The sequence below is a fragment of the Shewanella sp. JNE2 genome, from assembly GCF_023159115.1.
GTDB lineage: Bacteria > Pseudomonadota > Gammaproteobacteria > Enterobacterales > Shewanellaceae > Shewanella > Shewanella putrefaciens.
In genome coordinates this window covers 477276-490667 of the sequence record NZ_CP096169.1, presented here as the reverse complement: position 1 = coordinate 490667, position 13392 = coordinate 477276, and the positions used below count along the sequence as shown (strand labels likewise).

Genomic DNA, 13392 nt, shown 5'->3' with positions numbered 1-13392 from the left:
ATGCAATTACGGCAGCAATTAAAGCACTTCCATTCGGTCAGGTTAATTTTAGGCGATCAGCTTAATGCGCAGCATACTTGGTATAAGCAGGTCGATCCCAAGGTACTGTATTTAATTGCAGAATTACATCAAGAAAACACCTATGTGACGCACCATGTGCAAAAGATCTGTGCCTTTTTCAGTGCTATGACACAATTCGCCAGCAAGCTTTGCGCGGACGGGCATCAGGTGCGTTACCTCACCCTCGACGATACCCAAAACTTTGCCGATCTGAATGCCTTACTCCAACACTATATCACCGAAACAGGTGCAATTAAGTTTGAATATCAACGGCCTGACGAATATCGACTGTTAGCCCAGTTAAGCCAACTTAAGCTTGCCAATATAACGGTGAACTGCGTCGATACTGAGCACTTTTTATTACCCTTTGCCGAGATTGATAGGGAGTTCCCCCAAGGGCAGCACAGAATGATGGAGCATTTTTATCGGCGAATGCGCAAAAGATTCAATATCTTAATAGAGGATGGCAAGCCTGTTGGTGGGCAATGGAATTTTGATGCGAGCAATAGGCAAAAGCTTAAATCCCAAGATCTGAAATCATTACCAACACCCTTGATGTTTGGCCACAATGTAGAAGACATTCTCGAGCGCCTTAAACGCCATGGCATTAACACTATGGGCAAGGCGGATATGCATTTACTCTGGCCGATAAACCGCGCGCAAAGCCTCGAGTTGCTTAGGTATTTTTGCGAGTATTGCCTGCCCGCCTTTGGCCGCTTTCAAGATGCGATGACCCAGCAACATCCGGCGCAGTGGAGCCTATATCATAGCCGGCTGTCATTTAGCCTAAACGCTAAACTTATCAGCCCATTAGAAGTGATTAATGCGGTGATTGAGCATTATCAGGCCAACCCGCATATCGAGATAGCCCAAGTCGAAGGTTTTGTTCGGCAAATCCTCGGCTGGCGAGAATACGTTCGCGGAATTTATTGGGCGAATATGCCGCAGTACGCCAGTATTAATACCCTCGAGGCCACACGCAAGCTGCCCGACTACTTTTGGAATGGCAAGACTCAAATGAATTGCCTGCGCCATGCGTTATCTCAATCATTGGATTTTGCCTATGCCCATCATATTCAGCGCCTAATGGTGATCGGCAATTTTTGTTTATTAACCGAAATCGAGCCAAATCAGGTAGATGAGTGGTATTTAGGCGTGTATGTGGATGCGATTGAATGGGTCGAAATGCCCAATACTCGCGGCATGGCACTATTTGCAGATGGCGGCATTGTCGGCACAAAACCCTATGCTGCAAGCGGCAGTTATATCAATAAAATGAGCGACTATTGCAGCGGTTGTCATTACAAAATAAAAGAACGTAGCGGCGCACTCGCTTGCCCATTCAATAGCTTTTATTGGCGCTTTATGAATAAACATCGCGCACGATTGTCGCAAAACCCAAGGATTGGCATGCTGTACCAGACTTGGGACAAGATGGAAGAATCCGTCCGAAACACCATATTAGCCACTGCCGAGCACAATCTTGCCAATCTAAACCGTTTATAGCGGCACATTTTATAATGGCACATTGACCATGGAGAATTTTGTTATGGAAATACTTATCGTTGGCGGAAGTGGTGGCATTGGTAAAGCCATGGTTAAACAAATCCAAGAAACATATCCAGATGCGGCTGTGCATGCCACCTACAGGCATCATCCTCCCCAAGATGTGCAGGAGAAGATCCAATGGCATGCGTTAGATGTAACCAATGAAGCCGAGATTAAACAGCTAAGTGAACAACTCGCTAAATTAGATTGGGTCATTAACTGTGTTGGCATCTTACACACCCAAGATAACGGGCCTGAAAAAAGTTTACAGTCCCTCGATACGGATTTTTTCCAGCATAATCTAAAGTTAAATACGCTTCCCAGCGTCATGCTGGCAAAATACTTTGAGCCTGTGTTAAAACGCAGTGTGTCTGCAAGATTTGCCGTGGTGTCGGCCAAAGTCGGCAGTATTACTGATAACAGATTGGGTGGCTGGTATAGCTATCGCACCTCAAAAGCGGCACTGAATATGTTTCTTAAAACGCTGTCGATTGAATGGCAAAGGACAATGAAACACTGTGTGGTACTATCACTTCATCCCGGCACTACAGATACGTCATTATCCAGACCTTTTCAGCAGAGTGTGCCCAAAGATAAATTGTTTACACCGCAATACGTTGCCCAGTGTTTATTGAGCATTATTGCCAATGCCACTCCAGCTCAAACGGGAAGATTTTTAGCCTACGATGGTGCAGAGCTTCCTTGGTAGAGCAATAAGGCAACGCTTAGCACTGACACAGGTTAACTCTGACAGCGATTAACCTTGGCAAAAGTAGGCATAGTTTATTCGGCTGCCTTGCCCCCATACCGCCGTCCAACAATTCACATCGCTCATATAACCAAAGTAGATAGCCTGCAACGTATCGCATTCATCTTGAAAGGGCGCCTTATTGTCGTTAATAAATTGCGCCGAGGCCGCCAAAATATCACTGCATACCTCATGATCGGCGACTAACCAGATAAAGTCATCACGCCAATAGTCCCGTGCAACAGCCTCTTCGGGAGAATATAAATCCAGTTTTTGTTGTAGAACTTGCCGCTGCTCGGGCGTGACGAAGCAAGAGATCGCCAGTTTATCCAATACCCCAGCGCCACCCGCCCAAAAGGATAAATCAAAGTCTAACTGCTGCGGTTCTGGCGCAAATCCCAATAGATTTTCAATCACTTGTAAACTTTTGGCTAAATTTGCATCGGGCCTGCGATAACGCACCTCAATACCATCATACTCACGCATCCTACGACTCCTTCCTTGAGATCATTCTCGTTTACTTTAGCGGCCCAGTTTCACTCACGGGTTTCTTTAATAACTTACGCTGCAAAGTACGGCGATGCATACCAAGCTGGCGGGCGGTAGCCGACACATTGCCCTGATTCGCATTGAGCACTTGCTGAATATGTTCCCACTCCAGCCGTTTAGGATTAAGCGGCGAGTCATCAATTTCATCCTCTTGCAATAAATGTGACTGCGTATCTATATCCAGCGCAACAAGCAGTGTTTGGGTATCGACAGGTTTAGCCAAATAGTTATCGGCGCCGAGGCGAATCGCTTCCACCGCCGTTGCGATACTGGCATAGCCTGTGAGCAAGACCATCATCACCTTCGGCAGTAAATTACGCAGCGGCACAATTAAACTTAACCCATTGGCTTCAGCAAGCTTCATATCCAACAGAATATGGCTGGGTCGAAACTCCCGCGCCACCAGCAGTACATCGCTAGCATCATGGGTTAGACGACAATTAAAGCCATGGCGCGCAAGACGACGTTCCAAAATACTCGCAAGGGCGTGGTCATCCTCAACAATCAACAATTTTTTCATGGCGTTATCTTATCGACCAAGGCGGTCTTATCTAATGTTTTCGGGTCAACTAAAACCGTAAAACAAATTTGGGCAACGGTTCCGCCCTGCGGGTGGTTAGCCAGAACTAACTGTGCGCCTAGCCTTTCTAAGCTGGCATGACTAAGTAACAGTGCAACCCCTAATCCTTTAGGGCTTTCAACCAGCAGAGTACCGAGTTGAGGCAATAATGATGGTGCAATTCCGGCGCCGTAATCGCGGATCCGCACATAAAGCAGCTCTTCATTTGGCTCGCTATCCACACTAATATCCACCTGCGCCACACCTAGCGTTTCAGCACTGGCGCGGGCAGCATTTTCAATCAAAGCCATGATTGCAGGTGCAAGGCTCATATCAGTCAAAATGTGTAGCCCTGTCAACTGCGAAGGGGGACAGGCAATCTGCCAATTAATCTCTGTATGTGGCATAAGTAATGAGGTTTTTTGTTTAAGTCCATCAATAAGCTCATTTAAAGCTAACGGATGCTGACGACGGTCACGAATCGATTCTGTGGCTAGCCGCAATTCGGCAAGAGTATGTTCACAGCGACCGAGAGCAATTTCCATCTCGCCCACACTGGCAGATACAACACGACCTTCTTCCTTAACTTCGTCTAACAATAATCTTAAGGTTGAGAGTGGCGTAGCCAATTGATGTGCCATTTGAGCTGACGCCGTCCCTAGCGCGAGTAATTGCTCCTGACGCAATTGTCCCTCACGCATAAAGGCCAATTGCGCGTCTTGACGACGCATACGTTTAGTGATCAGCGCGACACTGGTCGTCATCACTAATGCTGAAATCACAAAGTTAAACCACATTCCCAAATAGTGGGAACTCATATCCATACCGTGGTGCTGCATTTGCGATTCTGGCACGGTAAAAATCATCAAGCTATAGGCAAGGGTCGATATCGCCGTCAGGCTCCAAGGTGCCCAAATTGGTAATGTGACAGCGGCCAAGGCGATAGGCAATAACAATAGCGAGATAAAGGCATTGGTGGCACCACCGGAAAAATATAACCACGAAATCCAAAATAGTGTATCTAACCCCAGCGCAATAAATAATCCACTTTCTTTTGCAAACAATGGCTTGCGTAATACGAGTGTGAGTGACAAATATAGTGTCTCCAACACGAGTACATGCACTAAAGGTTCCATTTGCAAGCTAAGGCCAAAGGTGTCGGCTGCAAAGGTGGTTAAACCCATTTGTAATAACAAACCTAATGTTCGTAGCAATGCAACTTGGTCGGCTGCAGGTAAACTTGTGCCCAAAATCTTCGTCATTGCAACACCTATATGCCGTCGCTAAGTGAATTCACTTTAATTTAAAAAGCCTTTAATATTCAATGCATTTATTAAATACTGCTCGACCTTTAAGTCTATCTTGACGAGTGGATTTTAAAACTCAAACCCATTGCACTGAGCATTGTGGTGAATACCGCTCACAGGATCCACAAACCGCAAACGTTGGGCCATTAACTTTAACGGTGTAGCAAAATTATCTGGACCTTTGGGCTGTAATTTTGGATAAAATCTGTCGTTTAACAATGGCATACCTAGACTTAGCATATGCACTCTTAGTTGATGCGTTTTTCCCGTAATCGGGCTTAAATGGAATAATCCTAAGTCGTCTTTTATCGCCACCAAACTGATTTCAGAATGGCTATTCGCTTCACCTTCAACCACTTGCATCGTGAAACTCGGATCACCTGGCTGCATACGATTTTTTACCGTCCAATGCAGTGGCAAAGTTAAATGGCCTTTTTGGTATTGCTCAATAATTCCAGGTGTGAGTTTTGCAATGGCCTGATAATTCTTACAAATGGCATTATCGACAAAAAGTTGATGATAAAGATGACGTGTTTCAGGCTGAATTGTCATCAAAATCACTCCTGCGGTTTCACGGTCTAATCTATGGGCCGGAGCAATGGTCTCGATGCCCGTTCGCAGCCTCAATCGATGTACTAAACACTCATTCACATAATTACCACTAGGCGTTACAGGCAAAAAATGCGGTTTATAGGCCAAGATAAGGTTATCGTCTTGAAATAGAATCTGTTCTTCAAAGGGGACTTTTGTCTCAACAGGTACTTCGCGATAGTAATATACCCTCGCCATTGGACGGTAAAGCGTATCTAGCGCGATCAAACTGCCATCCTGCCAATGCACTTTGCCATCGAGAATACGCTCACGCCAAACCTCTTCACCGATACGCGCAAAGTGTGTCGAAAGAAACGCAAATACTGTCGGCGTATCGGTAATATTCCGGGGCAGTACTACATAGGAAGGTTGAGCGGCGCGGACAGTTAAGGTCATATCGAAAAAAAGCGGCTATTGATAAGCCGCTATTCTAGCGTTTATAGGCTTTTTCAGTCTACATGCGACTTGATCAGTTGTAATACAAAATCCAGTGTCTTATGGCAATCTGGTTGATTGACCAACACTAATTTATCTTTGTTATACATAGGTAAAACCTCAAGCCAACGCTGGCTGACCCAAGCCGCATCTTCTAAATGCACTTGGGCATAAAGCTCCAAGAGCGCGGGGTTAACCTCATAGAATTGCTCTAGAGCGGCGCTAATTAATTCAAACTCACCTTTGATTGGCTCATGCCGCCAATTACGACAAGGTAAGGTACGCGACATCCAGACTTTATCTTTAGCCTGCGCAGCTGAAAGTATATTTACCCTTTGTCGCCCTTCGAGCACAATGCTAAGAGAATCATCCTCTAACTGATTAAAATCAATAATATTGCACTGAGTCGCAGTAGGATAACAGGGCGGATTTCCACGTGGATTTGCCGCAGCAAAGGCTAAATCATATTTCCCTTTAAGCACATCTGCCACCATTCGCAAATAACCGGGCTCCACCACTCTAACTTCAATCCTTCCCTGTGGCAGTAACAAGGCATCGCGTATGATTAACGCCATTTCTCGTGTTTGCATAGCAACCTCCCGCCCTGAAATAAAAGGAAATGATCAGTAACTCACCTACATTCCCTATTAACTTAGAGTGTAGCAGTAGAAATAATTTCCTTCCTAAGCAAGTAAAAAAGCATCCACCCGATTTGTGTAACCAGAAACACCTCCACTTTTTAAAAGTGTCTTAAGGATGACTCCCGACAACATATTCATTTATATCGATTTAGAACAGTCCGCTCTGAGTTAGTACATATCCGTCTAAATGTAACAATTGTTATGGTGTTAACCTTCGTTCGGTCTAATTGTTGTTTTATATATACATTATTGAGAGGTTGTATGCGTCTAGCCGTTATCGCATTAGCAGTATCATCTACATTGACTATGTCTGCCGCACAAGCAGATTCACAACACGCTGCCGTTGAAAAAATTGAAGTTATCGGCTCACGTATTGCCTTGCGCACGGCAACCGACAGTGTTGCCCCTGTCGATATCATCACAGCTGAACAACTCGAATCAACAGGTATGACGGAAACCGCGAAAGCGCTGCAATTTGCGGCGCCAAGCTATAGCTTTCCATTCTCCTCGGTGACTGACGGTTCAGATGCGGTTCGCCCCGCGAGCTTACGCGGCCTGTCGCCAGACCACACCTTAGTACTCGTAAATGGCAAGCGTCGCCATGGTTCTGCCCTAGTACATTTAAGCGGCACTATGGGAAAAGGCTCCTCTAACGTCGATTTAAATGCGATTCCAATGACAGCGATAAAACGCATTGAAATTCTCCGAGATGGTGCCTCAGCGCAATACGGTTCAGATGCGATTGCCGGCGTGATTAACGTGGTACTCAAGGACAGCGATCAAGGTGGTAGCGTCTCGGCGCAAGCCGGACAAACCTACCAAGGTGACGGTGAGCAATGGCGTGTAGGCGTTAACCATGGGATCAGTTTAAGCAATGATGGCTTTGTGAATGTCGCCCTAGAAGCGCATCACAAAGACAGCACAAACCGCGCAGGACTCGATCCACGGCAGCAATACCCTAAACTAGCAGATGGTTCTGACGATCCGCGCGAAGCGACATTTAACCGTAAGAGCCACCAGGTTGGTGATGCCGAATATGATAATGTCGGTTTATTTATCAATGCGGCTCAGCCTATCTCTACTGATGGAAAACTGTATGCCTTTGGCGGCATCAGTCAACGTGAGACTAAATCAGGGGCCTTTTACCGTTTAGCTCTCGATGCCCGTAACTTACCCGAAGTGTATCCCGACGGTTTTTTACCGCAAATTAACCCCAAAATTATCGATTCTTCTCTTACCCTAGGCTATGAATTCAATCTAAGTGATTGGGATATTGATACCTCTGTGGGATATGGTAAAAACTCATTCAACTATAATATCGTCAATACGTTAAATGCTTCATTAGGTCCTGAAAGTCCTACTGAATTCGATGCTGGAACATTGGCTACCCGTGAAACCAATATCAATTTAGATATTTCTCGCTATTTTGCCTTTGTGAACGATTCTGAAATTCTGTTTGCGACGGGGATTTCATGGCGTCAAAACGGTTATGAAATTGAAGCCGGAGAAGAAGGCTCCTATATCAATGGTGGCTACAATGGTAAAGCACCCGGTAGCCAAGGTTTCACCGGTTTTACCCCTGAGTCCGAGGTCAATGAAACACGCGATAATACAGGCATTTATGCCGAACTTGAAAACCAGCTAACCAACGAGTTTTATTGGGCTGCGGCGCTGCGCTACGAAAACTATTCTGACTTTGGTGGCAATACAAGCTGGAAGTTAGCGGGTCGTTATGATTTTACCGACAACTTAGCCCTGCGTGGCACTATCAATACAGGCTTTAGAGCGCCAAGCGTACAACAACTGTACTTCAGCAACATATCAACCCTATTTAATCCCGATCCTGTGACAGGCCAGCTAGTTCCAGTTGAATCAGGCACCTTCAACACCTTATCACCAGTGACAAAGGCGCTTGGAATTAACGAACTAGAACCTGAAATATCGCAATCATTTAGTCTCGGTCTTGTTTATACCAATGACTCTGGCCTCGCGGTAACACTCGACACTTACCAAATCGAGATTGATGATCGCATCATCTTATCTGGCTCCCTAAGAGCGACTGATAGCCCTGCGGTTGCAGCGGCACTTGCGGGCACCAATGCCGATTCAGCACGATTTTTCGTCAATGCCGTCGATAGCCGCACTCGCGGGGTCGATCTCGTTGTTAGCCAAGATATTGATATTGGCACTTGGGGCGATTTACGGGCGAATTTAGCCTATGCCTATAATAAAACCGAGATCCAAGACATCAATCTGCCGTCTATTTTAGGCGGATTAGAAAAGAAACTCTTTGATGGTATAGAAAGAACCCGCATGACGTCTGCTACGCCGCATAACACGGGCAGTATTGGGCTAACCCATGAGTTAGGGGACTTTAAAACCAATGTTCGCTTAAACTACTTTGGTGACTATAGTGAAGGTTATTCAACGGGCGATGTAAACTATAGCGATCAATGGGTAATGGATCTGTCGGTAAGATACGCCGCCACTGATGCGCTAAGCTTTACCGCTGGGGTGCAAAACTTGTTTGATGTGTATCCAGAAAAACGACCAGATAACAATAACTTCAATGGTATCTTCGTCTACCCATTAACCAATACCCCCTTTGGCTTTAATGGTGGCTACTACTTCTTAGAAGCCAAATACACTTACTAATGAGTTCATCGTTTCATAACAACAGGCCATTCCATGGCCTGTTGTTTTATCTTTAAACTTGATGTCTAAACCAAAGGGATCTGATTATAATCAGCCATAATTTATCCATTTCCCTTCTGCCATATCGAGTAACAGATGATCGTTGATACTTTAGCTAACCGTCATATTTATCAAACCCTAAATCCCCGTATTGCGAGTGCGCTGGAGCATTTAGCAACGACTGACTTTAGTCAGCTACCTGTGGGAAATTACCCTCTCGATGGAGATGATATTTTTGTGATAGTTAACGACTACCACACAAAACATCAATCAACTGAATCCTTTGAAGTGCACCAAAAATATATCGACGTGCAATATGTTTTCAGCGGAGAAGAAGAGTTTGGTTACTTGCCTTTAGTCGATCAGACTCCCTCAAAACCCTATTTTGAAAAACATGATTATGCGGGATTTGATTACGAGTCAAATAAAGAAAATGCCTCTTATATCAAACTCAAAGCGGGCATGTTTGCGCTATTTTTCCCTGGCGACATACATATGCCCGGTACAGGGCATCCTGCGACCGCAGTACGCAAGGTCGTGATAAAAGTCAAAGTGTAAGCCTATTGCCCAAATTCAAGTTCAATATCTTTTAGCGTAATAGCAGCTTAAAGCCAGAGTGATATGCGCTTTGGCTATTTCCGATTAAGGCCAAATATTGCTAAAATTGTCACAAATTTAAAGGAGAGTCCCTGAAATGCCCATTTACGTTGTCGGTCACAAAATTCCCGATTCTGATTCAATCTGCGGTGCTATCGCCTTAGCTTATTTAAAAAACCAAATCGGTGAAGAAGCCGTTGCCGCACGTTTAGGTGAGTTATCGCCAGAAACGGCTTTTATTTTAGAGCGTTTCGGCTTTGAAGCGCCAGAATACAAAACCAGCTATGCAGGCGAGCAGGTCTATATTGTTGACCACTCTGAACTGACTCAAGCACCAGACGATATCGCTAAGGCGACAATTGTCGGTATCGTTGATCATCACAAATTAGGCGATCTGACAACAGATACCCCATTAGAATGTTGGATCCGCCCAGTCGGTTGCAGCAACACAGTAATCAAGATGATGTACGACTTTTACCAAGTCGCCATTCCTAAAAACATTGCTGGCATTATGATGTGCGCCATTTTGAGCGACACTGTGATTTTCAAATCACCCACTTGCACCACAGCGGACATTCGCTGCGTTGAAGCCTTAGCTGAAATTGCGGGCATTGAAGATTTTAAAGCACTGGGCATGGAAATGTTCAAAGTAAAATCTGCCGTTGAAGGCACGCCTGCACGCGATCTCGTTATGCGCGACTTTAAAGACTTCAACATGAATGGTCACTTAGTCGGTATCGGCCAGCTAGAAGTCATCGATCTGTCTGTATTTGATACAATCAAAGCTGAACTGGAAGCCGATATCAAAGCACTGAAAGTTGAAGGCAACCGTCACAGCGTATTGTTACTGCTGACCGATATTATGAAAGAAGGCTCTGAGTTGTTAGTGGTTTCTGACGATGCCGATCTGGTTAACCGCGCTTATGGTAAAACCCCAGTTGATGGCAAAGTATGGTTAGACGGTGTATTAAGCCGTAAGAAGCAAGTTGTGCCGCAACTACAAGCTGCATTCGCTTAATCGCGATGCGCGATACAAAAGGCCGAACTGAGTTCGGCCTTTTGTATTTCAACCAATCAGATATTTACTGCTAAACCCCTTGTGCATAATCAGATATAGCAAGCATGAAACTTTGCTCATAAACCTATTCAGTCTTAGCGCTTCACTTGTATGATGCTACATATTCCAAGTTAATATTAAACCTTTTCCCTATGCCTGATGCATTACAACATATCATGAGTGAGCTCACGCCATGGCTACAAGAATATGGTTATGTCTTACTGTTTATCGCTATCGCGGTCGAAGGATTTGGCATTCCTGCTCCGGGGCAATCCCTATTAATCGTCGCCAGTTTATTAGCCGCTACAGGTCAAATGTCATTATCTGCTGTTTTGATGGTGGCCGCTTGTGGTGCACTTTGCGGGAATAGCTTTGGGTATTATATCGGTTGGCGCTTCGGGGAGGTGTTACTGAACAAAGGCTGGATAAAACCACAATTAGAAGACAAGATCCACAGCGTTATCGGTCAATATGGTATAGCAGCATTAATCCTGAGTCGTTTTATCGAAGGCTTAAAACAATTCATGTTTATCGGCTGCGGACTGGCAAAAATGCCGCTGAAACAGTTTGTAGTAGGTAACTGTCTTGCCACCAGTATTTGGGTAAGTATATTTGGTCTTGGCCCCGCCATTATCCGTGATGAGATAACACCAATATTGGCATTCTACCACCAGCATAAATATCCAACATGGGCAGGTGTCAGCTTGATACTTGCCGTACTTATCCTGCTTACTTGGCGAAAGTGGCAGACCAAAAATCCACAATAACCTGTTTATGATAAATGTTTACCTGAACACTAGAATAAACTGGCATGATAACTACAGGTTCATTTAAAGGTTAAACCCATTTTCGACCTGAAATTGACCTGAATCAATTAGTTAATTTGGTCTTTTAGTGATCTAAAGTAGTCACTTTACGTATACTAAACATCAGATATGGCAAGAAACCTAATATCAAAATAAGGTGTTATTAATGAATGTAATAAAACGTTTGTATTCAGGCTTCGCTGTGCTGCTATTGATCATGCTTGGTATCACACTCTTTGGCTTGTTCAAAATCAGCATAGCTGATGAAAATTTGACTGAACTGTCCGAGCAAACGGCTGTAGAACAACGCCAAGCCATTAACTTCCGTGGTAGCGTGCATGATAGGGCTATTTCCATTAGAGATGTCGTTTTAGCCAAAGATAACGATAAATCAAAATTACACCAAAATGACATTGTTCGTCTGAATGAGTACTACCAGAAAGCGGCAGTTACATTAGATGCCATGTATGCAAAGGTAAAGCACACACCAGAAGAACAAAACCTACTACGGTCAATCAAAGAAATAGAGGCTTCAACCTTATCATTAACCGAAAACTTGCTCAGTATGATCAATAATGGCCGTCAAGCCGAAGCAACCGATTATTTGATTACCACAGTTTCACCTGCCTACAGTGAATGGCTTAAACGAATTAATAAGTTAATTGATTATCAAGAAGAAGCAATACAACATCAAGTTGCCTCGGCACGTGAACAAACAAACAGTTTCCAGTGGATCATGCTCGTTGTGACCACTATTGCGATTATTATCGGCTCCCTTGTGGCGATTAGTACCGTTAATCGATTAAAAAAACTTGTCGGTGGCGAGCTTGAATATGCGGCTTTTGTTATAAAAGAAATCGCATCAGGTGATTTAACGACACAAGTTAAATTCCATACTTCCGAAAGTATTTTAAGTGCACTTAAAGATTTAACTGACCATATGTCAGGGATCACTAAAAATTCAATAAAGGCTGCCAGCGAACTACTTTCAGCATCAAACGAATTATTACTGACAGCAAAGTACAATGAAGATTTAATCAGTAATCAAAAAGCCGCCACAGAGCAGGGTGCTACAGCAATAAACCAGATGTCTTCGACCGTTTCTGAGGTTGCAAATCACACCAGTGATGCCGCCGTTTTAGCACAAACGGCAATGAATGAGTTCAATGCAGGGCAAAATGAAGTGAGCAAAACTCAGTCAAGTATTAATAAACTTGCAGACAAAGTTAGCGAAGCTGCTGTGATTATTAACAATTTATCAGAGGATAGCCGTCAAATTGGTTCAGTATTAGAAGTGATTCAAAGCATTGCAGAGCAAACAAATTTACTCGCACTCAATGCCGCAATTGAAGCAGCAAGAGCTGGGGAGCAAGGCCGTGGCTTTGCCGTGGTTGCCGATGAAGTTCGAAATCTAGCACGCCGCACGCAAGAATCCACAGGGCAAGTACAAACGGTTATTGAGAAGATGCAAAGCAACTCAATAAATGCTGTCGCCGTGATGAATGAAGGTAAGACTCAGGCTGAAATCAGTGTCGAACAAGCCAAATCTGCAGGTGATTCATTGTATGCAATCAATCTATCAGTCACCAAAATAAGCGATATGAACACTCAGATCGCCACTGCTGCGGAAGAACAGTCCGTCGTGGCATCAGAAATCAATCGTAACTTTAGCCAAATTACTCATTCCGCCTCGCTCGCAGAGGAACAAGCCAGTAAAATTACCATTGCAAGTCAAAAACTTGAAGTACTGGCAAAAACATTAGAGCAAAATGTTAAGCAGTTTAAAACAGCATAATCTCG

General features: G+C 44.3%; 12 protein-coding genes. 7 read left to right on the top strand and 5 right to left on the bottom strand.

The genetic code is table 11. The annotated features are described in order from the left end of the window. Both MZ182_RS02295 and MZ182_RS02290 read left to right on the top strand, forming a co-directional pair. On the top strand, positions 1 to 1566 hold the full coding sequence (locus MZ182_RS02295; RefSeq protein ID WP_248068599.1) for a cryptochrome/photolyase family protein: 1566 nt from the start codon (positions 1 to 3) through the stop codon (positions 1564 to 1566). Between the two features lie 43 nt (positions 1567 to 1609). Continuing rightward, positions 1610 to 2317: an SDR family oxidoreductase gene (locus tag MZ182_RS02290; protein WP_248068597.1), complete on the top strand. Its 708-nt coding sequence runs from the start codon at positions 1610 to 1612 to the stop codon at positions 2315 to 2317. A 48-nt stretch (positions 2318 to 2365) separates the two neighbouring features. Here MZ182_RS02290 and MZ182_RS02285 read toward each other — a convergent pair whose 3' ends face one another. The 5 genes from MZ182_RS02285 to MZ182_RS02265 form a co-directional block, all read right to left on the bottom strand. Further along, positions 2366 to 2842, bottom strand: coding sequence for a hypothetical protein (locus MZ182_RS02285; RefSeq protein ID WP_248068595.1), 477 nt, complete (start codon positions 2840 to 2842; stop codon positions 2366 to 2368). 31 nt (positions 2843 to 2873) lie between these two features. Beyond that, positions 2874 to 3425 (bottom strand): response regulator transcription factor, encoded by a 552-nt coding sequence (locus MZ182_RS02280; protein ID WP_248068590.1) that lies wholly within the window; start codon positions 3423 to 3425, stop codon positions 2874 to 2876. Then, on the bottom strand, positions 3422 to 4726 hold the full coding sequence (locus tag MZ182_RS02275) for a sensor histidine kinase (protein ID WP_248068588.1): 1305 nt from the start codon (positions 4724 to 4726) through the stop codon (positions 3422 to 3424). Before MZ182_RS02275 ends, MZ182_RS02280 begins: the two co-directional genes overlap by 4 nt. A gap of 114 nt (positions 4727 to 4840) precedes the next feature. Further along, positions 4841 to 5758, bottom strand: coding sequence for a pseudouridine synthase (locus MZ182_RS02270; protein ID WP_248068585.1), 918 nt, complete (start codon positions 5756 to 5758; stop codon positions 4841 to 4843). Between the two features lie 53 nt (positions 5759 to 5811). After that, positions 5812 to 6387: an LON peptidase substrate-binding domain-containing protein gene (locus MZ182_RS02265; RefSeq protein WP_011790892.1), complete on the bottom strand. Its 576-nt coding sequence runs from the start codon at positions 6385 to 6387 to the stop codon at positions 5812 to 5814. Between the two features lie 312 nt (positions 6388 to 6699). Here MZ182_RS02265 and MZ182_RS02260 point away from each other — a divergent pair, with 312 nt between their 5' ends. From MZ182_RS02260 to MZ182_RS02240, 5 genes are all read left to right on the top strand, one after another. Then, entirely contained in the window at positions 6700 to 9093 is a 2394-nt protein-coding gene (locus MZ182_RS02260) for a TonB-dependent receptor plug domain-containing protein (RefSeq protein WP_248068572.1), read from the top strand. 135 nt (positions 9094 to 9228) lie between these two features. After that, a complete protein-coding gene (locus MZ182_RS02255; RefSeq protein WP_014609729.1) occupies positions 9229 to 9690 on the top strand; it encodes a YhcH/YjgK/YiaL family protein in 462 nt (153 codons plus the stop codon). Between the two features lie 136 nt (positions 9691 to 9826). Further along, positions 9827 to 10747, top strand: coding sequence for a manganese-dependent inorganic pyrophosphatase (locus MZ182_RS02250; RefSeq protein ID WP_025008532.1), 921 nt, complete (start codon positions 9827 to 9829; stop codon positions 10745 to 10747). A gap of 191 nt (positions 10748 to 10938) precedes the next feature. After that, positions 10939 to 11553: a DedA family protein gene (locus MZ182_RS02245; RefSeq protein WP_011918544.1), complete on the top strand. Its 615-nt coding sequence runs from the start codon at positions 10939 to 10941 to the stop codon at positions 11551 to 11553. A gap of 205 nt (positions 11554 to 11758) precedes the next feature. After that, positions 11759 to 13387: a methyl-accepting chemotaxis protein gene (locus tag MZ182_RS02240; protein WP_248068570.1), complete on the top strand. Its 1629-nt coding sequence runs from the start codon at positions 11759 to 11761 to the stop codon at positions 13385 to 13387. The last annotated feature ends 5 nt before the right edge of the window (positions 13388 to 13392 follow it).

Coding starts and splice junctions, on each gene's coding strand:
- MZ182_RS02295 (WP_248068599.1), top strand. CDS start 1: ATGCAATTACGGCAGCAATTAAAGCACTTCCATTCGGTCAGGTTAATT.
- MZ182_RS02290 (WP_248068597.1), top strand. CDS start 1,610: ATGGAAATACTTATCGTTGGCGGAAGTGGTGGCATTGGTAAAGCCATG.
- MZ182_RS02285 (WP_248068595.1), bottom strand. CDS start 2,842: ATGCGTGAGTATGATGGTATTGAGGTGCGTTATCGCAGGCCCGATGCA.
- MZ182_RS02280 (WP_248068590.1), bottom strand. CDS start 3,425: ATGAAAAAATTGTTGATTGTTGAGGATGACCACGCCCTTGCGAGTATT.
- MZ182_RS02275 (WP_248068588.1), bottom strand. CDS start 4,726: ATGACGAAGATTTTGGGCACAAGTTTACCTGCAGCCGACCAAGTTGCA.
- MZ182_RS02270 (WP_248068585.1), bottom strand. CDS start 5,758: ATGACCTTAACTGTCCGCGCCGCTCAACCTTCCTATGTAGTACTGCCC.
- MZ182_RS02265 (WP_011790892.1), bottom strand. CDS start 6,387: ATGCAAACACGAGAAATGGCGTTAATCATACGCGATGCCTTGTTACTG.
- MZ182_RS02260 (WP_248068572.1), top strand. CDS start 6,700: ATGCGTCTAGCCGTTATCGCATTAGCAGTATCATCTACATTGACTATG.
- MZ182_RS02255 (WP_014609729.1), top strand. CDS start 9,229: ATGATCGTTGATACTTTAGCTAACCGTCATATTTATCAAACCCTAAAT.
- MZ182_RS02250 (WP_025008532.1), top strand. CDS start 9,827: ATGCCCATTTACGTTGTCGGTCACAAAATTCCCGATTCTGATTCAATC.
- MZ182_RS02245 (WP_011918544.1), top strand. CDS start 10,939: ATGCCTGATGCATTACAACATATCATGAGTGAGCTCACGCCATGGCTA.
- MZ182_RS02240 (WP_248068570.1), top strand. CDS start 11,759: ATGAATGTAATAAAACGTTTGTATTCAGGCTTCGCTGTGCTGCTATTG.